Here is a 24,325-nt window from a genome sequence, read left to right as displayed (position 1 = left end):
CAATCTATTACTAGGAGCAACACATGAATCCAGCAATGTGGATCAGCAAGACCGGCGTGCAGGCACAAGATGCCAAACTGCAAGCCATCGCAAATAACCTGGCCAACGTCAACACCGTCGGTTTCAAGCGCGACCGCGTCGTCTTCGAAGACCTGTTTTACCAGGTCGAGCAGCAGCCGGGCACGCAGCGCGCCGACAATACCCTTTCGCCATCGGGCGTACAGCTGGGTAACGGTACCCACATGGTGGGCACGCAAAAGGTGTTTACCACCGGCAGCCTGCAAACGACCAGCCGCGAATTTGACGTCGCCATCACCGGCAACGGCTTTTTGCAAGTACTGCGCCCGAACGGCGAAGCGGCCTACACGCGCGCCGGCCAGCTGGGCATCAATGAAAACGGCGTGATGGTCAACGCCCAGGGCTTGCCGCTGGTGCCGCAGATCACCGTACCGAACAATGCCACGGCGATCACCATCGGCGAAAACGGCATGGTCACGGCCACCGTGCCGGGCAATGTCAACGGCACCCAGCTGGGCCAGCTGAACCTGTCCAGCTTCATCAACCCGACGGGCTTGCTGGCACTCGGTGAAAACCTGTTCCAGGAAACGGCATCGAGCGGCACGCCGACGGAAGGCCGTCCCGGCGAAGGCGCACTGGGCAAGCTGAAGCAGTTCGCGCTGGAAGGCTCGAACGTGCAGGTGGTCGAAGAGATGGTCGACATGATCGCGGCCCAGCGCACCTATGAAATGAACACCAAGGTGCTGTCGGCCGCCGACAATATGCTGCAATACCTGGCGCAAGCGGCACGCTGATGACAGTCGCCATGAAAGCCACGGCGGCCCTGCTGCTGGTGTTGATGGCCGGTTGCGCCAGCCAGCCGGCCGCACCGGTGGCGCCCAGCTTTTCCGACACGCCGTTGCCCGTGGCGCCGCGCAGCGCGGCGCGCGGCGGCGTGGGCGGCGGCGTGTTCAATCCCGATGCGGGCCTGGACCTGATCTCGGACAGCCGCGCCTTCCGCGTGGGCGACGTCGTCACGGTAGCCCTGCAGGAGACCACGCAGGCCAGCAAGAAGGCGGGCACCTCGTTCAACAAGGGCTCGTCCGTCGGCGTGAATGCGGCCAACATCCTCGGCAAGACCTTCCCCAAGACGGGCATCGACCTGTCGGCCGACCGCAACTTCGCCGGCGACTCGACCAGCACGCAGCAAAATGCCTTGTCCGGCGCCATCACCGTGATCGTGCAGGAAGTGCTGCCGAACGGCCTGCTGCGCGTGCAGGGCGAGAAAACGCTGACCCTGAACCAGGGCGAGGAATTCGTGCGCCTGCGCGGCTATCTGCGCGCGGCCGACATCGATTCCAACAACCAGGTATCTTCCTTGCGCATCGCCAATGCACAGATCGCCTATTCCGGCCAGGGCACCCTGGCCGAAGCCAATACACCGGGCTGGCTGACGCGTTTCTTCGTCGGCCCATGGATGCCGTTTTAAGGTGACCTCATGAAATTTCGTTCCGCCCTGCCCCTGGCAGCCATGCTGGCCGTGCTCTCCGGCCTTGCCCTGCCCGCCAGCGCTGCGCAAGTGCTGCGCAACCTGGTCAGCATCGAGGGCGTGCGCGACAACCCGCTGATCGGCTACGGCCTCGTCGTCGGCCTGAACGGCAGCGGCGACACCACCCAGGTGAAGTTTTCCAGCCAGTCCGTGGTCAACATGCTCAAGCAGTTCGGCGTGAAGATGCCGGACGGCGCCGAAGCGAAAAGCAAGAACGTCGCCACCGTCATGGTCAGCGCCGTATTTCCACCAGGATACCGCCGTGGCCAGGCCATCGACGTCACCGTCTCGTCCCTGGGCGATGCGAAAAGCTTGCGCGGCGGCACCTTGCTGCTGACGCAACTGCGCGCGGCCGATAATGAAACGTATGCGCTGGCGCAAGGCAACGTGGTCGTCGGCGGCTTGAACGCCACCGGCAAGAGCGGCTCGTCCGTCACCGTCAACACGCCCACCTCGGGCCGCATTCCCAACGGCGCCAACATCGAGCGCGAGATTCTCAGCGACTTTTCCACCAAGCCTTCCGTCACCCTGAACTTGCGCCACCCGCATTTCGAGACCGCCATCAATATCGTCGAAGCCGTGAACCGCCGCTTCGGCGCCGTCGCCACCACGCGCGACGCCACCAGCGTGGACGTGCTGGCGCCGGAAAACCCGACCCAGCGCGTGGCTTTCATGGCCAAGCTGGAAGCGCTGACCGTCGATGTGGGCGTCGACACGCCGAAAGTGGTCTTCAATTCGCGCACCGGCACCGTGGTCATCGCCGAAGGCTTGCGCGTGAAGGCGGCCGCCGTCACGCACGGCTCGCTCAAGGTGGTCATTTCCGAAAGCTCGGCGGTCAGCCAGCCGGCGCCGTTCGGCCGCGGCCAGACCACCGTCACGCCGCAATCAAAAGTATCCGTCGACCAGGGCAATGGCAATATGTTCAAATGGCCGGCCGGCGCCAAGCTGCAGTCCATCATCGACGTGGTCAACAGCCTGGGTGCTTCGCCCGATGACATCATGGCAATTTTGCAAGCCCTCGACCAGGCGGGAGCCATCGAAGGCGAACTGGTGGTAATCTGATGCTTAATATCAACGACAGCAGCAGCGCCCTGCCCTCGGCGCTCGATGACAAGACCCCCGCCGCGGCCACGCCGGCCGATCCCCGCTATGCGGCCAAGGCCACCGAGGCGGCCGTCAAGTTCGAAGCCTTCTTCATCTCGCACATGCTGCGCCAGATGCGTTCGGGCACGCGCGAGATGGCGGGTGAAGACAGTGTCTTCAAGGACCCCATCAACAGCGACATGCTGGAAATGGCCGACAACCTGGTGGCCGACAAGATGGCCGGCCAGCGCGCCTTCGGCATCGCCGACGCCATCCTGCGCCAGCTGCTGCCGGCGGCCAGCGCGCCCGTTTCGGCCAAAAGTACTGTTCAGACCGACAATATTGCGGCGCCGCTTAATAAACCTGCCTGAAACGTCGCCTGTACCAGGTAACAACGATTCACTGCCTGCCCACCCGCACGCGCCACACTCTTCACGAAAGAAAATTGCCCAATGAGCATCATCAGCAATGCATTGTCAGGCAGCATCGCCGCCCAGGCCGCACTGAATGCGGCCAGCCAGAACATCGCCAACCTGCAAACTGCGGGCTATACCCGCCAGGGCGTGCTGTTGTCCTCGCTTGGCGCCGGCGCAGGCGTGCGCTCGGCCGGCAATGGCGTGGAAGTGTCGGCCCTGCTGCGCTTTGCCGATGCGTATAAAAGCCAGCAAATGTGGCGCGCCGCGTCCGACCAGGGCGCCCGTGCGCAGACCCAGCCTTACCTGACGCAGCTCGAGCGCGTGATGGGTGACGACGCCTCCAGCATCAGCAACGGCATCGACGGTTTCTTCAAGTCCCTGAACGCGGCCGCCGTCGACCCGACGTCGACGCCGCTGCGCCAGCAGATCGTCACCTCGGCCGACGCCATGGCGCAACGCTTCAACAGCATCAGCACCGTCATGGGCAACCAGCTGCTGTCGGTGCAGCAGCAACGGTCGGCGATCGTGCCGCAAGCCAATACCGCCCTGGCCAACATCGCCGTGCTGAACCAGCGCATCAGCACCTCCGCGGCCTCGGGCACGAATGTGTCGTCGCTGATGGATGCGCGCGACCAGCTGATCGATGGCCTGGCCGCGCAAATGGGCATCGACGTGCTTGACCAGCCGGACGGCTCGCGCAATATCGCACTGAAATCGGGCCAGCCGCTGGTCATCGGCAGCCTGGCCGCTACCCTCAGCAGCAACATGACGAACACGGGCGACCAAACCCTGACCCTCGATTTCGCCAAATCGTCGTACACCCTCGATCCGGTCGCCATCGGCGGCCAGATGGGTGGCCTGGGCGACTTCGAACAAAATACCCTGAAACCGCTGCAGCAGTCGCTGCAAGACATGGCCACCCAGTTAACCAGCAAGGTCAACACGCAGCTGGCCCTGGGCACGACCATGGCCCCGCCTCCTGGCAATAACGGCACCCCCCTGCTGGTCTACGCAAATGGCAAGCTGGGCATTACTCCCGGCTTCAACGCGAAGGACCTGGCCCTGTCGCTGACGGGCGCCGCTGGCGACAGCGGTAACTTGCAGAAATTGATCGACATCAAGAATCAGCCGATCAGCGTCAGCTGGGTGGGTGATGTCCTGATGAGCGATGCGGACACGCAGCTGGTCGGCAAACTGGGCATCTACAGCCAGCAGAACCAGGCCCTGCTGAAGACTTCCAACACCGTGCGTGCGCAAGCCGTCGACGACTGGAAATCCACCAGCGGCGTGAACAAGGACGAAGAAGCGATGAACCTGGTCGAATTCCAGAATATGTACCAGGCAAACATGAAAGTCATTTCCGTGGCGAATACCTTGTTTGATGCCACTTTGCAAATGATGGGTTAAGGAGAAGAGCATGCGTGTCGCCAGCAGCCAGTACCAAACGCTGATTAATATTTCTCTTCAGCAAAATCAGGAACGCATCAATTACCTGACCCAGCAGATGTCCTCGGGCTTGCGCATTCAGCTGCCATCGGACGATCCTATCGGCAATGTGCGCATTTCGCGCCTGACGCGCGAGCAAGCCATGGTGGCTCAGTACCAGGACAATATCGCGACGGTGAAAGTGCGCCTGCTGAAAAACGAAAACTACCTGTCGAGCATGGTCACCGACATGGGCCAGGCGCGCGACCTGCTGGTATGGGCCGCGGACGGCAGCAATGCGCCGGACGACCTGAAGGCGATGACGCAATCGCTGATCGCCATGCGCGACAGCGTACTGTACACGGCCAACCTGAAGGACCAGGAAGGCCGCTACATGTTTTCCGGCACCGCTACCGACCAGCCCGCAATCAAATTCGATCCGCTGGCAACTGCCGGTTCGCGCTACACCTACATCGGCAATACCGACACGCAGACCGTGGTGGTGGGCAATGGCGTGACGCAAACGGCCAACGTCGATGTGGACAAGCTGCAAGTATGGCTAAACAAGATCGACCAGGCCATCGACACGCTGGGCAAGCCCGGCCTCAACCCCAGCGATCCGGCCGTACGCGGCGTGGTCGTCGCCGCGCTTGATGGCACCGATGATGGCATGGAATTGCTTTCAGGCAAGATTGCCATCTTCGGCGGCGCGCAAAACATCCTTTCCACGCTGTCCGGCAATCTGAGCAACGTCTCGCTGTCGAACGACATGGCCTTGTCAGATCTGAAGAAGACCGACATGGGCGCGGCCGCCATTGACCTGAACGGCTACCAGACGGCGCTGCAGGCCACGTACAAGGCCTATGCCAAGGTGGGTACCATTTCCCTGTTCGATCTTCTCTGACCATCATGCAAATCGTTCAGACCTCTTCCTCTTCCGGCGTCAATGCCAAAGGCGCCGGCACAGCCCGCGTCGTTGATGACGCGTCCGCGACCATCAATGGCAGCGCCAGCACGCGCAGCGAGGCGCCGGCGGCGGCGAGGAGTTCGACGGTAAGCCTGAAGCGCGGCCTGAACAACTGGGATCACCAGCTACAGGGAGAAATTTCTAACGCGCAGCAAACGCTCGATTACCTGGAACGCAGCAGCAGCCAGCTGCAAGCGCTGAAAAGCGAGCTGGCGGCCAAGCTGGCCGCGCGCCAGGGCCGCGAGGGGCAAGTGGAGGCGCGCGTGCGCCAGTTCAGCAATACCTGGCGCCAGCGCGCCAGCGCCTCGGCTGGCTCGCTCGACGCGCAGCTCGGCTATACCAGCCCGCAGTCGGCACAGCAGCAGTTCAGCATCCGCGGCCTGACCATGGCCAGCCTGCAGGAAGGTCCGCAGGAAGTGCTGGCGTTTTCCGTCGGCGGCGCGAACCAGGCCTTGCGCTCGGTGAATATCGAACCTGGCCTGAGCGAGAGCGAAATCGTGTCCCGCTTCGACCGCGCACTCATGCCGTCAGGCATAGGCGTCAAGCTGGGCGAGAATGGCGAGCTGGTGTTCAGCACGTCAGAAGCGGCCTGGGCCAACGTGCGCGACAGCCTGTCCGTGCGCGGCAACGGCATCCGCTATCCGACCGGCCAGATGAGCCGCGTGCGCACGGATGCGGAACCGGCCGCCATCGCCCCGGAAGACTGGCATACCGGCGACGTGGAAGCCTTGCGCGCCACCTTGCAGCAAGTGGTCCAGGCGCTGGCGCAGTTGCAGGCGGCGCGCAGTTCTGTCAGCCTGGCCCTGGCGCAAGCGACGGGACGGGTGGCCAAGGCGCAGCCGGTGCAAGAGAGCGTCAGCATGGATACCCTGGCGGAAAACTTCACGCAAAAGGCCAGCCAGCCCGGCTATGAATCGCTGCTGGCCATCAGCTCGGCGCTGGTCGGCATCAGCCGCGAGCGCGTCGTCGCCCTGCTGGGCCTGAAGTAAGCTCTCCCCCGCGTGCGCTGCCTTGGCGCGCGCAGCAATCATGCGGCACGCCCCCTGGCTCAGGACGGTGGAAATCCGTAAGATGCTGCTGTCGCTTGCTGATTCGCCAGTATGCCAGTGCATCCCGTCATCCACTTCCGGAGCTCCCTTGATAAAAACTGCCGCCCGGCTGATCAGTTACGCCCTGCTGGGCAAATCCGACAAACAGCCGCTCGATATCTCCCGCGTGCGCAAGGTATTGATTTTGCGCAACGACAAAATCGGCGACATGATCGTCACCTCGGCCCTGCTGCGCGAGCTGAAAAAGAACTATCCGCACTGGCAGATCGACGTGGCAGCCAGCAGCGCCAACCGCGACATCATCGCCGATAATCCGCATGTAAGCGACATCCTCATCTGGGACAAGCAGCCGCTGCTGCGCGACTTGCGCACCAGCATCGCCGAGCTGCGCCGGCGCCGCTACGACGTCATTTTCAACCCCTACAACCGCTTTTCGATTCCCTTGCTGCTGCGCATAAAATGGCTGGGCGCGCGCTATTTGACGGGCTTTGCCATTCCCAAATATGGCACTTCGACAGCCAATCTGGGCATGTTCGACCATACCGTACCCTGCGATCGCAGCCGCCACATCCTGCACAGCTTTTTTGCCACATTCGAGGCCTTTGGCTTGCGCGACATCGACCTGCGCTATGAACTGTTCGGCGTGGATGCGCACGCGGCACAGGTCGACCCCGCCTGCGACACTCTGCTGCGTACCTATGAAGGCTTGTTCTGCCTCAATTTCCAGGGCAGCAATGCGCAACGCACGGTCAGCGTGGCCGACGCCCAGCGCTGCTGCGCCGCCCTGGCGGCCCGCTATCCACGCCATGCACTGCTGGTGATCGCCGCACCGGGCACCGAGGCGCGCGCCGCCGAGATCGTGGACGGTGCCGGCCATGCCAACGTGATGGCCGCGCCACCCACCGGCCACATCCTGGCGCTGGCGGCCCTGATACGCCGCTGCGAACTGGTACTCTCGCCCGACACCTCGGTGATCCACATCGCCTCGGCGTATGACAAGAAAATCGTCGGCTACTACATCCGTACCGATAACTACCGGTGGTTTTATCCGGCCAGCCGCCATTATCGCGTGATCCTGGCACCGGGCCTGACCTTGGCCAAGGTCAGCGCCGCCGAGACCCTGGCTGCCGTGCAACAGCTGATGCAAGGCGGCGGGCAGGCGCAGGCGACCGTTCAGGCAGCCGGCTGAGCCGCCAGCAGGCGGTCCATCTGCCCTGCCGGCAACGCGCGGGAAAAGAAATACCCCTGCGCATAATCGCAGCCAGCGGCGCGCAGCAGGTCGCGCTGCGACGCCGTCTCCACGCCTTCGGCCACGACTTTCACCCCCAGCCGCTGCGCCAGCGCAATGAGCGCCTCGCACAGGCCCGGCCCGGCATCATCGCGTCCCAGTTCGCCCACCAGCGAACGGTCAATCTTGAGAATGTCGATATCGGCTGTTTTCAGGCACGCGAGCGATACCTGGCCGCTACCGAAATCGCCGAGCGCCAGCACCAGGCCCATGGCGCGGAACTGGCGCAGCCGGTCGACCACCTGGCGGGCCTCGTCGAGCAGCACCGCTTCTGTTGTTTCGATGACGATGGCGCCCGGCGCCAGGCCCTGGCGCGCCAGATGCCCGCCCCAGTCCTGGTACAGCGCGGCGTCGCAACGAAATTCCACGGCCGACTTGTTGATGCTGATCTGGAACGCGCTGCCATGCTCGTCTTGCCACTGCCGTGCCTGGCGCACCACCTGGCGAAACACCCACTCGCCGATATCGATGATCAGACCGTTCGCCTCGGCAAAGGCGATGAAATCGGCGGGCAGCAGCAGGCCACGCAGCGGATGGCGCCAGCGCAGCAGCGCCTCGGCCCGCTCGACGACGCCATCGCACAGGCGGATGATGGGCTGGTAATGCACTTCGAACTGGTCCTGTGCCAGCGCCAGGCGCATCTCGCGCACCGTGTTGCGGCGCAATTCGGCCGCCTGCTGCACCGCCGGCGTGAAATAGCTGTAACCGTTGCGTCCCGCGCTCTTGGCCGCATACATGGCCTGATCGGCATGCCGCAGCAAGCTGTCCGGCGCCTCGCCGTCAGCCGGATACAGCGCCACGCCCACGCTGGCGGACACTTGCGCGGTATCGCCGTCGAGCAAGAAAGGCAGGGCCAGCGCCGCCGTCAGTTCCTGCAGCACGCGCTCGATGCCGCCCAGCTGCCCCACGCCGGCCAGGATGACGGTGAACTCGTCGCCGCCCAGGCGCGCTACCGTATCGGTGGCGCGCACGCGTTCGCTGATGCGCCGCGCCGCCTGGCGCAGCAGCATGTCGCCCTTCTCGTGGCCCAGGCGGTCATTTACCTGCTTGAAATGATCGAGGTCGATGAACAGCAGGGCCAGGCAAGCGCCTTCGCGCCTGGCGTGGTGCGCCTCGTGCTGCAGCCGGTCGAGAAACATGTGGCGGTTCGGCAAGCCCGTCAGCTGATCGTAATTGGCTTGCCGCCAGATGCGTTCGGACGCTGCGCGCTGCGCCGTGATGTCACTGACCAGCGCCAGCGCACCCAGGTAGGTGCCGCCGGAGTCAAAGATGGGGTTGGTGGCCAGGGTGGCCCACAAGGTGCTGCCGTCACGCCGCAGGAACTTGAATTCATGGCGTTCGGTAATGCCATCCTGGCGCCGCGCAATGTTGCGCTCCAGGATGGCGCGTCCCTCGTCATCCATGAAGGCCGCCAGCGGCTGGCCCAGCATCTCCTCGATCTGGTAGCCCAGCATCTGCGCCATCTTCGGATTGACAAAGCTGGTCAGCGCCTGCGCATCGATTTCCCAGATCCCCTCCTCGGCACTGTGCACGATGCGCCGGAAGCGCTCTTCGCTGCGTTCAAGCGCCGCCAGCTTGCCCTCGGCCTGCTCCAGCACCAGGCGCAGCGCCTGGCCGTTCGGATCGGCGCTGCCCAGCAGGCTGACGGGCAAGCCGGCCTCGCGCGCGCCGGGACGGGACGGCAACTGCACCTGCAGCTGTATGCGCTCGGGCTCGCTGCTATTGAGCACGCGCTGCACGAACTGCTCGTAATCGTGACGAAAGGCCTCGTGGATATAGAAACGGAACAGCACGTGGCCCGGTCGTTCCCGCGGCAGGCCGAACAATTCGGCCGCCACCAGGTTCATCTGCACGATGACGCCATCGAGACCGAGCACGAAATAGGCGACGGGGGCCAGCAGGTATAAATCGTTGAAATACGCTTGTTCGCGTTCCGCTTTCACCCGTTCCGGGCTGAAAACGCCATCGTCAAGCAGGGGCGCGGCATGCTGCGGCACGCCGTCGTGGCAGGGCGGGGAGCAATCCGGAGCAGGTACCGCTTGCGGTGGTGTATCCATGGCTGTCCTTTGCACGGCCGCCCTGGCTACCAGGTGGGTGCAGTAACGAGACTAGCACGCACCACGCGCAGTGTCGAGCGATGCCTGCCACAGATAACGTTTCTGCCACAAGGCCGATCAGCGGCCCTGCCGCATACTGCGCCGGCGCAAGCCGAAATCATGGCCCACCACCAGCAAGGTGCTGGCCACCAGGCTGGACAGACCCACGATCAGCTGGATCAGCTTGTCGTCAGGCAAGATCCACAACGACGAGTCCGGCGCCTCGCAACCCGTCGCAGCACTGATGAGGGGCGCGACCCAGGCCGCGTCCGGCGTCACGTCGAGCACGACGGCGCCGTCGGCGCTGGTCTGCATATAAATATCCCCCCTTCGGCGAGGGTAAAGCAGATGCCCACGCCCGTTTCCGTGGCGCGGATATTGTCTTGCATGCTGCGGTTATGTTCCTCGATCCATACTTCCACATCGTACGGCGTTTCCAGGTGCTGCCACGGAACGGGGCGAAAACGGGGACGTTCATCCGGGCTGGCCGCCGTGTCGGGAATGTCGGGGATGTTGCTGTCTGCTGCGCCTTGCATGCTCGTTGACCTTTTCTGCGGTGATGTTCTGCGGTGATGCACGGGACCGGTTGCCCGCCAGCCGCCATTATCCACCGTTCATGGCCAGCCGGGTATTGCTGACGCACATTCATCAGAAAAACTGACAGCTATCAACTTTTAACATCAGCATACCTGACTTAAAATACGCGCCATCTCTTCTTTACAGGCTTTACATGCAAGGCATCAAACGCAAAATCGTCTACGTCACCGCCTTTGAAATCATCGGCATGGCCATTTCCACGGCCTGGCTGACCCTGCTTTCCGGCGAGTCGCCCACCAGTACGGGCCCGCTGGCGCTCATGATCACGACCATCGCCGTGATCTGGAACCTGCTCTACAACACGGCCTTCGAATACTGGGAAATCCGGCAAGTGTCGCGCACGCGCACCGTCTGGCGCCGCATCCTGCACGCGATCGGCTTCCAGATCACGCTGGTGATCTACCTGATCCCGCTGATCGCCTGGTGGCTCGATATCAGCCTGTGGCAAGCCTTCGTGCTGGACTTCGCCCTGATGCTGATCATCCCGTGCTACAGCTTCATCTTCAATTACTTCTTCGACGGCCTGTTCGGCGTGCCGCTGTCGGCGCAGCAGCCGAAGGAAGAGCCCAGCAACGTTCAGGCAGCGTCGTTGAGCAACTGAAGAAAGGACCGCGCCGCCATGCCCAGCGGCCGGTCCTTCATCCACACCAGGTGGATGGGCACGACCAGGCCATTGCCCGTATTCTTGAACGCCACGCGGCGCACCCGCCCCGCCGCCAGTGAATGAGCGATAGCCGAGGCGGCAAAGTTGCCCCACCCCAGTCCCGCCTCCACCATGGACAGCGCCATCGGCAAGCTGTCCGTGCGCCAGTAAGACAAGCCCACCACGGGGCGCGCATCGGCCAGGTCGAGTTCGCGGCTGGCGACGATGATCTGACGCAAATTCACCAATTCCTCGATATACAGGGGCCGCCCCGCCACGTCGGGCGGATGCTGGGTGGAAATAATCGCCAGCAAGGCATCGCTGCCCACCAGCTGGAACTGTTCCTCGTGATTGATGCGCCCGCCTGCGAAGGCCATGCAGGCACTGATGCGGCCCCGGTGCAGCATGTCGAGCACATCGTCCTGCGGCGCCGTCAGCACCTCGATGTCGAGCAGCGGATGGCGCTGCGACAGCGCGCGCACGGCGGCCAGGAAAGGTGCATGGTCGAGCTCGGCCGCGATGCCCAGCGAAATGCGGCTTTCCAGACCCTGCGACAATTCCTGTACGTGCAGGTGCAACTGCTTCAGCTGTTCGGCAATCAGGCGCGCGTGGGGCAGCAGCGCCAGTGCGGCCGGCGTGGGCACGGCTTCGCGCGCGCCCCGGTCGAACAGGGCGATGCCCAGTTCCGCCTCGATGTTGGCCATCGCCATGCTGACGGCTGACGGCGCCCGGCGCAAGGCGCGCGCGGCGGCCGAGAACGAACCGCCGTCGACGACGGCCAGGAACAGTTCGATGTTATGACTGGACAGTTTCATGGGGTGGACGATCAAAGCGGCACGTTTGCGCGCGTCGCTGACTCACTACGACTGCCTTAGCCTTTCCAGACGCGCTGCAAGCCCGTATCCGCATGAATCCAGCCGCCACGCGGGCCGGAGCGGTAATAAAAGCCCACGCCACCCTGCTTGAAGCTGCGCACCAGCGAACCGAGCACTTCCGCGTTCAGATTGGCCACGCGGATGTCGGCGGCGCGGCCCGAAATGTGCAGCGACTGGCGCGCGGCCGGCACGCCCGCTTCGCGCAGGCGGCTGTTCGACTCGGCCGTGCGGTAGCCAGACAGGATCTCCAGCGGCTGCTCGATGCCGTAGCGGGCCACGAACGCTTGCGTGCCCCACAGGGTTTCCAGCAGTTTCGGGTCGATGGGGGCCGTCTTCTTGCCGTTCACGTCGCGCAGCAAGTGGCACAGTTCCTGGTAAGCCGAATCGATGACTTCGCCATCTTTCCAGTACAGCAGCCTGGCCTTTTCATTGCTGGCCGGGCGCACCACTTCCAGGGTGCGCGGCTTGAGCCAGAATTCCAGGTCCAGCGCCTGCGCATCGAAGATGTCGGGAGGCGGTTCCATCTCCGTGATGATCTGGCGCGATTGCGACGTGATCGAACGGTCGACGCTGGCCAGTTGCGTCGGCTGGGGCGGCACGCCCGTGCGCGGCGCGCGCGGCTTGGCGCTGGCCGAAGCTACGGCGGGAGCGGCCGTGCGCGAGGCGCAGCCGATGAGCGGGGTGGCTACCAGGCCCAGCGCGGCCAGGCCCATACCGTGGTGTAGAAAGTTTCTGCGCGATGCCATAGTCAGTCCAATTTAACGATGGGAATACTATAGCGTATTGTGCTGCGAAGAAAAACCCTCAATGCCTATCGTGTCGCCCTCATTTCAGCATTGGACACCCTGGGCGGCGGCCGCGCTGGACGGGATGCCCTGATTTGCCTGCGCCAGCGCCGTCAACGGTTTATCCAATAAATAGCCCTGGGCGACGATGGGCAAAACCGTGGTGGCGGCGACGCGCTGCAGCGCGGCCAGCGCGGCCGGCGTGTCGAGGCGCTTGAAGATGACGCGAATTTTCGCCGCATGGCACACGGTGACGAAGCTGGCGACGGCTTGCTCGTCGCTGAGGTTGCCCGCGTCGAGCTTGAACGCATGCGGGTGCAAACGCTCCAGCATGCCTGTGGCCTCTTGCACGCTGGCCACGTTGATGGCCAGGCGGAAACCGTTGCGCCGGTAATTGTCGGCCACGTAGTTGAGCAGCCAGCCCTGGTTCGGCGTCACCGTCGGCAATTGCAGCACGATGCGCTCGATGGGCAAGCCCAGCGCGTCGAGGATGCGCTGGAAGGCGTGGCCGTGATTGCTGCTGACGGCGCTCAGCAGGCGGTCATGCACGTTCAGGTACAGGTCGGACTGCTCCGCTTCGCCCTGGCGAAAGAAATTGATGGCGTGCAGCATGCGGCACAGCCGGTCCAGCTCCACGGATTCGTCGTCGCTGGCCGCGTGATCGAGCAAACGCCACAGCGATAAGCCCTCGTCCGCCTTCGACACGCTGCGCGCCAGCCCCTCGAACGCCACCAGCTTGCCGCTGTCCAGTTCGCGCAACGGCTGGAAGGCGCTGGTCATGGTGCAATTGAAAAAGCGCCCCAGCGCCCTGCCCTCCCCGTCGAGCCAGACGCTGGTGCCGGCCTGGGTTTGGTGCGACAGGCGGGCCAGGTAATTTTTCAGGACGGGAAATGGCATACGTGCTCCTTCATCGGGCTGCGCCGGCTGCCCTCATGGGGAAGACGGCGCCAAAGTGTGCAGAGTAAGGCAGCGCCAGGCAAAGGAGAACGAATGGTTTCGCCATTTGATATGCACCCAGCACATAAGGGATACGACGGCCAGCGCATAACGATAGTCGGAAACATTCGTTCCAGCACCCTGCCCCGGCCTTTACTGTGGGCGTGTACCGATACCATCAGGAAGGGCCGCCATGTGCCAGTTACTCGCAATGAACAGCAGCAAGCCGGCCGCGCTGGGATTTTCCTTTGCCGGTTTTGTCGAACGGGGCGGACGCACGGACGAGCACCGCGACGGCTGGGGCATCGCCTATCATTCCAGTAGTGGCTGCACGCTGCTGACGGACCACCTGGCGGCCATCGATTCGCCGCTGGCCGCCACCGTGCAGCAGCATCCCGTGAAGGCGAAAAACATCGTCGCGCACATCCGCAAGGCCACGCAGGGCCGCATCGCGCCGGAAAACACCCACCCGTTCGCCCGCGAACTGTGGGGCAAGACCTGGTCCTTCGCCCACAATGGCGACTTGAAGACGTGGCGCGCGCCCGCCAATGCCTGCTACCGCGCCAGCGGCGACACGGACAGCGAACAGGCCTTCTGCCACCTGCTGGCCCGCTTGCGCACGCAGTTTCCCGCAGGTGAACCCGCGCGCACCGCATTGCGCGCCGCCATCGGCGACGTGGCGCGCGAGATTGCCGCGCACGGCAGCTTCAATTTCATCCTGTCGGACGGCGAACTGCTGTTTGCCCACTGTTCCACGCATTTGCACTATGTGATACGCGAATACCCGTTTTCCGTGGCGCAACTGATCGACTGCGAGCGCAGCATCGACTTTCGCCAGCACAACCACCTGGACGACCGCATCGCCGTCATCGCCACGCATCCCCTGACGCAAAACGAAGACTGGCTCGCGTTCGCGCCCGGCGAACTGAAACTGTTTACGGGCGGCACCTTGCTGCTGGCAGACGAAGCCGCGCCGCAAGGTGTGTATATCCAGATCAGTTACTGAGGGAATTATTCAACAGGAGGAGATGGCCCGCCGCCGGATGGGCGGGCTGAAGTGCGGTATAGCCGTCAGGCCGAATTGCAGTTGCAAAAACGCTTGCGCTTGGGGTCGCCGCTGGAGATGCCTGCGGGGTCAATCTGTTTCCAGCAAAAAATCGTTTCCACCCCATACGGCGAACGCACATTGCCCGCCTCGAGATACCCCTGCCTGACGAAAAAGGCCTGGCTGCTGGCCGTGCTGTGCAGTTGCAGGGCCTTGATGCCCCACTCGCGCGCCTGCGCTTCCAGCTGTTCCACCAGGGCCTTGCCGCCCCCCTGGCCTTGCACCTCGGGCAGCAGGTAGCACAGGGCCAGCTTGCCGGCGCGCGTCAGCAAGCCGACGCCGACAACGGCGCCCTGCTCGACTGCGACCAGCGAAAAATTGGTAGGCGACGCAAACCAGCACGCCACCATCTGCGGTGTTTTATTGCCCAGCCAGGCTTCCAGGATGGCTGGATCGTCCCGATGATCGAGGCTGCAGCATTCGACGATGGAGCGTCGTAATACGTTGCACGCCTCGAAAGCGTCGGTCGATGTTGCAATACGAATTTCAAGACTCATGTACGCTCACAAAATATTCCAGTTGCCGATGCAGACGGTTTCACCCCTGTATCGCGCGATTCGACTATACACCAAGCAGCGCGATCGGGTTTTTTCGCGCCACGCCACAGGACGGTTTTGCCTATGACGCAATGCCTGCAGACTAAGTGCTGATGCGCATCTTGCCCACGAATGTTTCCAGAAATCGATATCTGTTTTTTAGCGCAAACGGGAATCGGATCTAAGCATATTACGAAAAATTCGTTTCTTTTCCGGCCGGAATTTTAGACTATGACTGTCTATTCTCACAACAAGAGTTCAACATGACCCATTCCAACGCCGTATCGACCACCGCAGCGACGCTCACCCAACGCTCGCGCCGCTGGTTCCTGGCCAGCGCCCTGGCCGCTTCCGCTGCCGCCATGAGCCTGCCGATGGCCGCCAGCGCCGCCGAACCGGTGGTCTTGCTGAACGCCTCGTACGACGTGATGCGCGAACTGTTCAAGGATGTGAATCCCGCGTTTATTGCTGATTGGAAAGCCAAAACGGGCGAAACCATTACCATCAAGCAATCGCACGGCGGTTCCAGCAAGCAGGCGCGCTCCGTTGCCGATGGCCTGGAAGCGTCCGTCGTGACCATGAACCAGGCGAATGACATCGATATCCTCGTCGACCGCGGCCTGGTCGTGGCCGACTGGGCCAAGAAATTCCCGAACAATGCGGCGCCGTTCTATTCCACCATGGTGTATCTGGTGCGCAAAGGCAACCCGAAACACATCAAGGATTGGGACGACCTGGCCAAGCCCGGCATCAAGGTCATCGTGCCGAACCCGAAAACCTCGGGCAACGGCCGCTACACGTATCTGGCAGCCTGGGGCTATGCCGTGAAAAAAGGCGGCAGCGAAGCGCAGGCGCGCGACCTCGTCACCAAGCTGTTCAAGAACGTGCCCGTGCTTGACGGCGGCGGCCGCGGCGCCACCACCACGTTTACCCAGCGTGAAATCGGCGACGTGCTGGTGACGTTTGAAAATGAAGTGCAACTGGTGCGCGCCGAATTCGGCGACAACTTCGAAGTGGTATATCCAAGCATCTCCATCCTGGCCGAGTCGCCCGTGGCCGTCGTCGACAAGGTGGTCGACCGCCGCGGCGTGCGCAAGGAAGCCACGGCCTACCTGCAATACCTGTATTCGGAGCCGGGCCAGGAACTGGTCGCCAAGCACTACCTGCGTCCCCGTTCGGCCGCAGTCGCGAAGAAGTATGCGGCCAGCTTCAAGCCGATCAGCCTGTTTACCATCGATGACGTGTTTGGCGGCTGGAAACAGGCGCAAAAGAAACATTTTGACGATGGCGGTGAGTTCGATAAGATTTATCAGAAGTAAGTTTGCGCCATATCAACAAAAACCGGGACTTGTCCCGGTTTTTTCATGTCCGCGCCTGTTTGCGCATATCGATATGCGCATCGATTCGTGGTCAAAAGCGCGCGCGCGCCGTACTCTGGCCTTGTCGCGCCGCATGGCGTATTACAGGCACAAAGGAAACATCATGGCTATCTCGGAAGTGAATGTACGCAACCAGTTTCGCGGCAAGATCAAGGAAATCATCTTTGGCCCCGTTGTCTCGGAAGTCGACGTGGAAACGCCGCACGGCATTGTCACGTCGGTGATCACCTCGCGCTCGATCAAGGACCTGGACTTGAAAGTGGGCAGCGAAGTCATCGCGCTGGTCAAATCGACGGAAGTGTCGATCGCCAAGATCCAGTAAGCGTCGCCCAGCCACTGACGCCGCGCCCCTTGCCATCCGGCAGCGGCGCGGCGTTTGCATTGCAGGCTAATCGCGAAACAGATACGTAAACGTGCGGCTGACGGGCAGCTTTTCCGTGCTACCGCGCACCAGTACCTGCATGCGCTCGGCATCGATGCGCTCGGCCGCCTCGATGGCTTTCACGTTGACCATGGTGCCACGGTGGATTTGCCAGAACTGGTCCGGATCAAGCCCGCCCAGCAAATCCTTCAGCGGCGTGCGCACCAGCGCTTCCGAGCCGGCCAGCACCACGCGCGTGTACTTGGTGTCGGCCTGGAAGAACAGCACGTCGTCAATATTGATCAGACGGATCTGCTTGCCCACGCTGGCCTTGATCCATTTCAGTTTTTCGCGCGGCGGCGCCGGCAAGGCGGCGCGCAGCGACTGCAATAAATTGGCCATGTCGGCCGGTTGCGCACCGAGCTTCTCGCGCAGGCGGGCCAGCGCCCGCTGCAGCCGCTCGGCCTGCACGGGTTTCAACAGATAATCGACGGCGCCCGCGTCAAACGCATCGACGGCGTACTGGTCGTAGGCCGTGACGAACACCACGTGGGCGCGCTTGCCGATGCGCTCGGCCACTTCCAGGCCCGACAGGCCAGGCATGCGGATGTCGAGGAAAACTACGTCCGGCTCGTGCTCAAGGAAACCGTCCCAGGCGTCGTTGCCGTTTTCCGCCACCAGCACGACCTCTGCTTCGGGCCAGGCTTGCGCCAGCAGCATTTGCAGGCGCTCGCGCATCAAGGGTTCGTCTTCGGCGATCAGGATGGTGGTGTTCATGCGGCAGGTTCTTTCAGGCTGGATACAATATTAATGGGCAACACTATTTCAGCGATCACGCCGCCCTCTTCGCCGTCGCGCAGGCTCAAGCTGGCAGACGGATCGGATAGCAACAGCCGGCTGCGCACGTTTTCCAGGCCCAGGCCGCTTTCAGGCACACTGCCCGCGCCGCTGGCCGGCAAGCCCATGCCCGTGTCCTGCACGCGCAGGCGCAGCATGCCGTCCACCCGCAGCGCCGACAGGCGGATCTCGCCGCCGCGCAACGATGGTTCAATACCGTGCTTGATGGCATTTTCCGCCAGGGTCAGCAAGATCATGCTGGGTATCGTCGCGTGCGCAAACTCGGCCGGCAAGTCCAGCACATAGCGCAGGCGCGAGCCCATACGCGCCTGCATCACGCGCAAATAGGCGGCAACCATGTCGAACTCGCTTTGCAGCGGCACTTGCTCGCTGCGCATCTCGGCCAGGCTGGCGCGCAAAAACGCGATCAGGTCGGCCGTCAATGCCGCGGCCCTGCCCGCGCCTTGCGCTCCCTGCTCGGCCAGTTGCTGCACGGCGCCCAGGGTATTGAACAGGAAATGCGGCTCGATCTGCGCGCGCAGCAGGCGCAGTTGCGATTCGCTCAGTTCGCGCGCCAGTCGGTCGCGCTCGGCATCCTGCTGCAGCTGCAGGGTCAGCGCTTCGTACTGGCGGTTGCGCCAGCTGGTGACGATCGCCAGCGGCACCATGTAAAACAAACCGGCCACCAGCAAGGCCATGCCACCCACGCGCAGCAAGCGCTCGAAGGCCATCTCCATGGAACCGGACTCGCTGAAGCCGGCCAGCAGCACGCCGGCCGCGACCCCTGCCGCGCAGGTCGAGATGATCAGCAAGAGTTTCTTGAACTTGTTACGCACGGAACTGCGGTAATTGAACCAGACGCCCACCAGGCCCCACGCCAGCGCAAAACCCAGGCCGTTGCTGAAGACCAGGGCCTTGAGCAATTCGAACCGGACCGGCAGCAGCAGGTGCAGGACGACGCCGATGGCGCTGAACAGCAGCATCAGCTTGAACGCGGCAATGTAAAAACCGGCACCACGATACTTGAGCAGGAAAGCGTGCAACTGCTGGCGCTCGATCGGCGTCAGCTTGACCAGCTTCATGGCGACGTAGCGGCGCACCTTTCCCTGGACTTGCTCCGCCAGCTCGGGATGTTGCAGCACCCGCAGCGATTCTTCGTCGATGCTGCGGTACCAGTCTGTATATTTTTTTAACACAATGTGTTCTCCGTAGTCTGTGATTCAGGCATGAACGCAGTCTACGGCGCCCCCGTTGCAGGGCATAGCGCGGGGCGACGAAGCACGAAGGGGCAGGCATCAACGACGAAGCGCGCGGCGCCTGCAAAACCCTCGCTGCCAATATTGCTGAAATAATACGAAGTTTCCAGGACGAAATCAATAATCGCACAACAATTTTCACTACGGCAAGAATAGCCCCATTTATTTGCCAAATTGGCCGCAACGCCGCCTGTTGCGGGCTTGTACCGTAGACATCGCTTGATCTTTAATGGTATTGTTTAAGCTTGGCAAATATTGCCTCCGAGATACACGCCGCGTCCCCGCGCGGCCCCGTTCCGGATTTGCGCGCAGCGCCCTTGATGGCGCCCCAAAACTGCTTTCCCACATACAAATCCCATGCTCAAAAAAATGTTCGCCGCGGTGCTGATGACGCTTTCGACAGCGGCCATCGCCGTGCCCTTCGGTTCCCAGTCGATCCTGGTAGTCGAAGACGGCACAGGCAAAATCTTGCTTGAAAAAAATTCCAACGTGGTGGTGCCCATCGCCTCGCTGACCAAGCTCATGACGGCCATGGTCGTGCTCGACTCCAAGGCGAATATGCAGGAAGAGATCAGCATCGACCGCGAGGATGTCGACACCTTGAAACACAGCACCTCGCGCGTGCCCGTGGGCACGACCCTGAGCCGCCACGACGTGCTGCAACTGGCGCTGATGTCGTCCGACAACCGCGCCGCCGCCTCGCTGGCGCGCACCTTCCCCGGCGGCCCCACGGCGTTCGCCGTGGCCGTGAACGCCAAGATCAAGGCTCTGGGCATGCGCCAGACCGTGATCGAAGAGCCGACGGGCTTGTCGCCGAACAACCAGTCGACGGCGGCGGACCTGGTCAAAATGGCCGTGGCCGCCTCGCGCTACCCGGAAATCAGCCGCATCACCACCGATTCGAAGGACGTGATCCAGATCAAGGGGCGCGACGTGGAATACCACAACACGAACCGCCTGGTGGGCGCCAAGGGCTGGGACATCGGCCTGTCGAAGACGGGCTACACGAATGAAGCGGGGCGTTGCCTGATCATGCGCATCAAGTCGGCCGGCAAGTTCGCCACCATGATCCTGCTCAATGCGCGCGCCAATTCCGTGCGCGCCATGGACGCCGTCAACATCCGCCGCATGCTGGCGGCCGAGAACGGCATCGAAGAGCCGAAAGTGATGCGCGCTTCCGTCAGCCGGCATAAAAAAGCGCCGGCGAAGCCATCGAAGCGCCGCCGCGCCAAATAATTATTTCGCTTGCCGGTTGGTCATGACCACGCCGGCAATCGTCACCGCGCCGCCCACCAGCATCGAGGCAAGCACGGGCTCGCCCAGCAGCACCGCCGCCAGCACGATGCCGAACACGGGCACGAGGTTGTTGAACACGGCCGTGCGCGACGGGCCCAGCGCTTTGACGCCCTCGTAATACCAGACAAAGCCGATCACCGTGCCGAACACGCCCAGGTAGCCGATGGCGGCCCACACTTGCCAGCCGAAGCTGCGCCACGGCACCGTCGGGAACTCCACCACCGCCCCCACCAGCAAAAAGGCCAGGCCCCACATCGACGCATACGTGGTGGCGGCGATCGGGCTCAAGCCCTTCAGCGCGACCCGGCCGATCAGGGTATAGGCGGCCCAGCTGGAAATGCCGCAAAACATGAATACTTCGCCCATGCCGATGCCGCCGCCCGTGCCGTGCAGCACGCCGGAGAGATCGCCGCGCGTGATGACGATGGCCGTGCCGCAAAACGCCAGCATGATACCCAGCCACTTGAAGGAACCGAGCCGTTCGCGGAACAGCATGGCCGAGGCCAGCGCCGTGACGATGGGGTTCAGCGCCACGAACAGCGCCGTGCGCCCGGCCGGCATGCGCGACAGCGCTGCCAGGAAGCACAGGTTGTACAAGAAGATGCCCGTCAGGCCCAGCGCCGCCGTCGTCATCAGCTGCTTGCGGTCCAGGCGCGGCAAGCCCCCTTCGAGTTTCCACGCCAGCACGACGAGCAGCAGCACGGCCACGCCAAAGCGCCCGCTGGCGGCCGTCATCGGCGGCATCTGCTGCGCCAGCACGCGCCCGGCGATGAAGGTACCGCCCCAGAACAGGGCGACGAAGATCAGTTTCAGGTAGACGAGCGGCGATTGCACGGCAGGCAAGGCGGCTGAGGGTATGGCGGTAGTACGCATGGAAAGTCCTATGATGTCACTTGTGCAGCGGACGCTGAACGTATATATTAAAGCTAATATCAACTCATGAAATAATGAGTAAATACTCATAAGTCAGGAAAACCACAGCATGACCTTCACGCAACTGGAAATCTTTACCCTGGTGGCCGAACTGCACGGCTTTTCCGCCGCTGCGGCGCAGCTGGGCATCAGCCAGTCGGCCGTCTCGCATGCGTTAAAAGCGCTGGAAAAGGAAATGGGCGTGGACCTGATCGTGCGCCACCAGGCGTCGGCCGAGCTGACTGACGTGGGCCGCCAGCTGCTGCTGCGCGCACGTGAAATCCTGGGACTATCCGAAGCCATGCGCCAGGAAGCGGCCGACGTGCTGGGCCAGCGCCAGGGCAGCCTGCGCATCGGCTCCTTCGGCCCCACCTCGTCGTTGAATCTGCTGCCGGCCATCACGGCGCAGTTCCGTCTGCGCTATCCGGGCATCACCCTGCGCATCGACGAAGGCGCCGACCACGAGGTGGTGCAGTGGATACGCGAACGCCGCGTCGACGTCGGCTTCGTCGTACTGCCCGACGAGCGCTTCGATACGGCGCCGCTGGTGGAAGACCAGATGATGGCGCTGGTGCCGCGCAGCCACCCGCTGGCCAGCGAAACGGCCATCACCCTGGCGCAGCTGTGCGAAGGGCCGTTCATCATGTCCGAGGCGGGCTGCGCCTGCCTGATCGAACCGCTGTTCGCCAACGCGGGCTTGCAGCCAAATGTCCCCTACCGTATCAGCCAGGTGATCACCATCCTCGACATGGTCAGCCGCGGCGACGGCCTGTCCATCGTCGCCGAACTGGCCCTGCCGCAGCGCCTGCGCGAGCAGTATCCGGAGCTGGTCGCCTTGCCGTTACATCCGCCCGTCAGCCGCAAGGTGGGCCTGGCCGTGCGTGACCGGCGCCAGAACACGCCGGCCACCAACGCTTTTTTTGCGGTGGCGAAGCAGATGGCGCCGACCCTGGCGCCCCGGCGCGCCTAGAACGACTCCCACTCCTCGCTGCGTTCCGGCTTGGCGGCGGCCGCCTTTGCCGGACGGCTGGCGAGGCGCGGCGCGATGGCTGCCCGCGCCACGGGCCGGACTGGCTGCGGCTGCGGCTGCGGCTTCTGCTGCTGCTGCGCTGCTTGCCCTTCATCGAGCTTGAACACGCCCACCACCTGCGCCAGGGTGCTGGCCTGGTCTTGCAGGCTTTCCGCCGCAGCCGCAGCCTCTTCCACCAGGGCCGCATTCTGCTGCGTCACCTGGTCCATTTGCGCAATCGCCTGGTTCACCTGCTCGATGCCGGAACTCTGCTCGACGCTGGCGGCCGTGATCTCGCCCATGATGTCGGTCACGCGGCGCACGCTGTCGACGATTTCCTGCATCGTCGTGCCGGCCTCGTCGACCAGGCGCGCGCCCGAATCGACCTTGCCCACCGAATCGTCGATCAGCAGCTTGATTTCCTTCGCTGCGCCAGCGGATCGTTGAGCCAGATTACGCACTTCCGTCGCCACCACGGCAAAGCCGCGTCCCTGCTCGCCCGCGCGCGCCGCTTCCACGGCCGCATTCAGGGCCAGGATATTCGTCTGGAAGGCGATGCCATCGATGACGCTGATGATGTCGACGATCTTCTTCGACGAATCGTTGATCGAGGCCATGGTCTCGACCACCTGCGCCACCACTTGCCCGCCCTTGCTGGCCACGCCGGACGCCGATTGCGCCATCTGGTTGGCCTGGCGCGCATTGTCCGCGTTCTGTTTCACGGTGGAAGTCAGCTCCTCCATCGAGGCGGCCGTTTCTTCCAGCGAGCTCGCTTGCTGTTCCGTGCGCGACGACAGGTCCTGGTTGCCGGCGGCGATTTCCATTGATGACACCTTGACCGATTCGCTGGCCGTGCGGATTTTCACCAGCACGGCGGCGATCTTGTCGATGAAGCGGTTGAAGGCGTCCGCTATCTGCGCCAGTTCATCCACGCCGGAAGCGTCGAGGCGGCGCGTCAGGTCGCCTTCGCCCGAGGCGATATCATCGAGCGCGTCGCGCACCAATTCCAGGCGCTTGAGCATTTTAAAGACCAGCAGCGACAGCAGCACCGCCGCCGCGCCGGCCAGCAGCACGGCCGTGATGGTGGCCGTCGTCAGCATCGTCTGCAAGGCTTGCATGGCTTCCTGCTGGTCCAGCACCACGGCCAGCAGCCAGCTTGTCCCGGCCACACGCGTGACGTACAGCATGCCATCGCGGTCGTTCAGGCGCACGGCATCGCTCGTGCGCGTGCTTTCCAGCCGGTTCACCTGCGCGGCCGACAGCGCCGCATCGATTTTGGCCAGCGGCTGCAGGCTCAGGTCCTTGTCCGCATGGGCGATGATGGTGCCGGCCTGGTCGACCAGAAAGGCAAAACTGTGCGGCGTGGGCTTGATCGCCACCACATTGGCGATCACCGTATCGAGCAGCACGTCCGCCCCCGCCACGCCGACCAATGCCTCTTTCGGGCCGACGGGCGCCGTAAACGACACCACCAGCTTGTGGCTGGCCGCGTCCACGTACGGCGGCGTCAGCATGGGCACGCCCGCCTTGACAGTGTCCGTGTACCAGGCGCGCACGGTGGGATCGAAATCGGCCGGGCGCCCTGGATGGGTAAACACGGAGCGCTTGTCCGCATAACCGATGAACACTTCGGCAAAATCGCCGGCCTTTTCCGCGATCTGGAAAGCGCGCAGCGGATCGGGCGTCTCGGCCGACATGACGACGGACGCCATGACTTTTTTCTTGCCATCGACCCATTGCGCCAGCACGGCCGACTGGCTGTGCAGCAGTTGCTGCATCTGCTGGTCAGCCGAGGCCAGCATGCTGCTGCGCGTCGTGATGTAATTGGCGACCGACAAGGCCAGCATGGACAGCACAACGATGGAAACGCAAATAAGCACCAGCCGCGTGCGAAGGGAAGACAACATGATGGACTCCTCGTTTCGATT

At 63.2% G+C, this 24,325-nt stretch carries 25 protein-coding genes; 14 read left to right on the top strand and 11 right to left on the bottom strand.

The features are described from left to right. The first annotated feature begins 23 nt into the window (after nucleotides 1-23). The 8 genes from flgG to CNX70_RS13000 all read left to right on the top strand — a co-directional run bounded on the left by flgG (nucleotide 24) and on the right by CNX70_RS13000 (nucleotide 7,675). Complete coding sequence (flgG, locus tag CNX70_RS13035; RefSeq protein WP_167389655.1) at nucleotides 24-812, top strand: flagellar basal-body rod protein FlgG; 789 nt, start codon at nucleotides 24-26, stop codon at nucleotides 810-812. Continuing rightward, nucleotides 812-1,486: a flagellar basal body L-ring protein FlgH gene (gene flgH, locus CNX70_RS13030; protein WP_244199138.1), complete on the top strand. Its 675-nt coding sequence runs from the start codon at nucleotides 812-814 to the stop codon at nucleotides 1,484-1,486. Before flgG ends, flgH begins: the two co-directional genes overlap by 1 nt. A 9-nt stretch (nucleotides 1,487-1,495) precedes the next feature. Beyond that, nucleotides 1,496-2,608, top strand: coding sequence for a flagellar basal body P-ring protein FlgI (locus CNX70_RS13025; RefSeq protein ID WP_096235026.1), 1,113 nt, complete (start codon nucleotides 1,496-1,498; stop codon nucleotides 2,606-2,608). Further along, entirely contained in the window at nucleotides 2,608-3,000 is a 393-nt protein-coding gene (locus tag CNX70_RS13020; RefSeq protein ID WP_096235025.1) for a rod-binding protein, read from the top strand. The genes CNX70_RS13025 and CNX70_RS13020 overlap by 1 nt, the downstream gene beginning before the upstream one ends. A gap of 81 nt (nucleotides 3,001-3,081) precedes the next feature. Continuing rightward, nucleotides 3,082-4,452, top strand: a complete 1,371-nt coding sequence (flgK, locus tag CNX70_RS13015; RefSeq protein ID WP_096235024.1) for a flagellar hook-associated protein FlgK — start codon at nucleotides 3,082-3,084, stop codon at nucleotides 4,450-4,452. A gap of 10 nt (nucleotides 4,453-4,462) precedes the next feature. After that, nucleotides 4,463-5,374, top strand: coding sequence for a flagellar hook-associated protein FlgL (flgL, locus tag CNX70_RS13010; protein ID WP_096235023.1), 912 nt, complete (start codon nucleotides 4,463-4,465; stop codon nucleotides 5,372-5,374). 5 nt (nucleotides 5,375-5,379) lie between these two features. Beyond that, nucleotides 5,380-6,426, top strand: coding sequence for a hypothetical protein (locus CNX70_RS13005; protein WP_244199137.1), 1,047 nt, complete (start codon nucleotides 5,380-5,382; stop codon nucleotides 6,424-6,426). Between the two features lie 148 nt (nucleotides 6,427-6,574). Continuing rightward, complete coding sequence (locus CNX70_RS13000; protein ID WP_157751001.1) at nucleotides 6,575-7,675, top strand: glycosyltransferase family 9 protein; 1,101 nt, start codon at nucleotides 6,575-6,577, stop codon at nucleotides 7,673-7,675. Here the strand turns inward: CNX70_RS13000 and CNX70_RS12995 are convergent. The 3 genes from CNX70_RS12995 to CNX70_RS29205 form a co-directional block, all read right to left on the bottom strand. Then, nucleotides 7,660-9,831, bottom strand: a complete 2,172-nt coding sequence (locus CNX70_RS12995) for a putative bifunctional diguanylate cyclase/phosphodiesterase (RefSeq protein ID WP_244199136.1) — start codon at nucleotides 9,829-9,831, stop codon at nucleotides 7,660-7,662. The two genes, CNX70_RS13000 and CNX70_RS12995, sit on opposite strands and share 16 nt — an antisense overlap. A gap of 117 nt (nucleotides 9,832-9,948) precedes the next feature. Next, on the bottom strand, nucleotides 9,949-10,185 hold the full coding sequence (locus CNX70_RS29210) for a hypothetical protein (RefSeq protein ID WP_341865568.1): 237 nt from the start codon (nucleotides 10,183-10,185) through the stop codon (nucleotides 9,949-9,951). Continuing rightward, nucleotides 10,146-10,406 carry a hypothetical protein gene (locus CNX70_RS29205; RefSeq protein WP_341865567.1) on the bottom strand — a complete coding sequence of 87 codons (261 nt, stop codon included), beginning with the start codon at nucleotides 10,404-10,406 and terminating at the stop codon, nucleotides 10,146-10,148. Before CNX70_RS29205 ends, CNX70_RS29210 begins: the two co-directional genes overlap by 40 nt. A 194-nt stretch (nucleotides 10,407-10,600) precedes the next feature. On the opposite strand from CNX70_RS29205, the gene CNX70_RS12985 reads away from it, so the two are divergent. Next, nucleotides 10,601-11,068, top strand: coding sequence for a PACE efflux transporter (locus CNX70_RS12985; protein ID WP_071077852.1), 468 nt, complete (start codon nucleotides 10,601-10,603; stop codon nucleotides 11,066-11,068). Here the strand turns inward: CNX70_RS12985 and CNX70_RS12980 are convergent. From CNX70_RS12980 to CNX70_RS12970, 3 genes are all read right to left on the bottom strand, one after another. Beyond that, the gene (locus tag CNX70_RS12980) at nucleotides 11,044-11,925 is read right to left on the bottom strand and encodes a LysR family transcriptional regulator (protein WP_096235021.1); all 882 of its coding nucleotides are present in this window, start codon (nucleotides 11,923-11,925) and stop codon (nucleotides 11,044-11,046) included. The genes CNX70_RS12985 and CNX70_RS12980 overlap by 25 nt on opposite strands. A gap of 56 nt (nucleotides 11,926-11,981) precedes the next feature. Beyond that, nucleotides 11,982-12,731: a YcbK family protein gene (locus CNX70_RS12975; RefSeq protein WP_425269240.1), complete on the bottom strand. Its 750-nt coding sequence runs from the start codon at nucleotides 12,729-12,731 to the stop codon at nucleotides 11,982-11,984. An 84-nt stretch (nucleotides 12,732-12,815) separates the two neighbouring features. Then, nucleotides 12,816-13,667, bottom strand: coding sequence for an EAL domain-containing protein (locus CNX70_RS12970; RefSeq protein WP_096235019.1), 852 nt, complete (start codon nucleotides 13,665-13,667; stop codon nucleotides 12,816-12,818). A gap of 232 nt (nucleotides 13,668-13,899) precedes the next feature. Between CNX70_RS12970 and CNX70_RS12965 the strand changes: the two genes are divergently transcribed. Then, on the top strand, nucleotides 13,900-14,712 hold the full coding sequence (locus CNX70_RS12965; protein WP_096235018.1) for a class II glutamine amidotransferase: 813 nt from the start codon (nucleotides 13,900-13,902) through the stop codon (nucleotides 14,710-14,712). A 65-nt stretch (nucleotides 14,713-14,777) separates the two neighbouring features. Here the strand turns inward: CNX70_RS12965 and CNX70_RS12960 are convergent, their stop codons facing one another. Continuing rightward, nucleotides 14,778-15,308, bottom strand: coding sequence for a GNAT family N-acetyltransferase (locus CNX70_RS12960; protein ID WP_096235017.1), 531 nt, complete (start codon nucleotides 15,306-15,308; stop codon nucleotides 14,778-14,780). Nucleotides 15,309-15,610: 302 nt separating this feature from the next. Here CNX70_RS12960 and CNX70_RS12955 point away from each other — a divergent pair, with 302 nt between their 5' ends. Together CNX70_RS12955 and CNX70_RS12950 are read left to right on the top strand one after the other, a co-directional pair. Next, nucleotides 15,611-16,666, top strand: coding sequence for a sulfate ABC transporter substrate-binding protein (locus CNX70_RS12955; RefSeq protein ID WP_096235016.1), 1,056 nt, complete (start codon nucleotides 15,611-15,613; stop codon nucleotides 16,664-16,666). Between the two features lie 163 nt (nucleotides 16,667-16,829). Then, nucleotides 16,830-17,048: a TOBE domain-containing protein gene (locus CNX70_RS12950; protein WP_034757699.1), complete on the top strand. Its 219-nt coding sequence runs from the start codon at nucleotides 16,830-16,832 to the stop codon at nucleotides 17,046-17,048. Between the two features lie 66 nt (nucleotides 17,049-17,114). On the opposite strand, the gene CNX70_RS12945 is transcribed toward CNX70_RS12950, so the two are convergent. Together CNX70_RS12945 and CNX70_RS12940 are read right to left on the bottom strand one after the other, a co-directional pair. Beyond that, on the bottom strand, nucleotides 17,115-17,864 hold the full coding sequence (locus tag CNX70_RS12945; protein WP_096235015.1) for a LytR/AlgR family response regulator transcription factor: 750 nt from the start codon (nucleotides 17,862-17,864) through the stop codon (nucleotides 17,115-17,117). Continuing rightward, nucleotides 17,861-19,120, bottom strand: a complete 1,260-nt coding sequence (locus CNX70_RS12940; protein WP_096235014.1) for a sensor histidine kinase — start codon at nucleotides 19,118-19,120, stop codon at nucleotides 17,861-17,863. The genes CNX70_RS12945 and CNX70_RS12940 overlap by 4 nt, the downstream gene beginning before the upstream one ends. 417 nt (nucleotides 19,121-19,537) lie before the next feature. On the opposite strand from CNX70_RS12940, the gene CNX70_RS12935 reads away from it, so the two are divergent. Continuing rightward, nucleotides 19,538-20,416 carry a serine hydrolase gene (locus tag CNX70_RS12935; protein ID WP_096235013.1) on the top strand — a complete coding sequence of 293 codons (879 nt, stop codon included), beginning with the start codon at nucleotides 19,538-19,540 and terminating at the stop codon, nucleotides 20,414-20,416. Here CNX70_RS12935 and CNX70_RS12930 read toward each other — a convergent pair whose 3' ends face one another. Further along, nucleotides 20,417-21,349 (bottom strand): DMT family transporter, encoded by a 933-nt coding sequence (locus CNX70_RS12930; RefSeq protein WP_096235012.1) that lies wholly within the window; start codon nucleotides 21,347-21,349, stop codon nucleotides 20,417-20,419. 109 nt (nucleotides 21,350-21,458) lie between these two features. Here CNX70_RS12930 and CNX70_RS12925 point away from each other — a divergent pair, with 109 nt between their 5' ends. Further along, nucleotides 21,459-22,358, top strand: a complete 900-nt coding sequence (locus CNX70_RS12925) for a LysR family transcriptional regulator (protein ID WP_096235011.1) — start codon at nucleotides 21,459-21,461, stop codon at nucleotides 22,356-22,358. Here CNX70_RS12925 and CNX70_RS12920 read toward each other — a convergent pair. Then, entirely contained in the window at nucleotides 22,355-24,304 is a 1,950-nt protein-coding gene (locus CNX70_RS12920) for a methyl-accepting chemotaxis protein (RefSeq protein WP_096235010.1), read from the bottom strand. The two genes, CNX70_RS12925 and CNX70_RS12920, sit on opposite strands and share 4 nt — an antisense overlap. Nucleotides 24,305-24,325 lie beyond the last annotated feature (21 nt).

Source organism: Janthinobacterium svalbardense, assembly GCF_002327145.1.
In the GTDB taxonomy this organism is placed as follows: Bacteria; Pseudomonadota; Gammaproteobacteria; order Burkholderiales; family Burkholderiaceae_D; genus Janthinobacterium; species Janthinobacterium tructae.
This window is presented reverse-complemented; position numbering and strand designations above follow the sequence as displayed.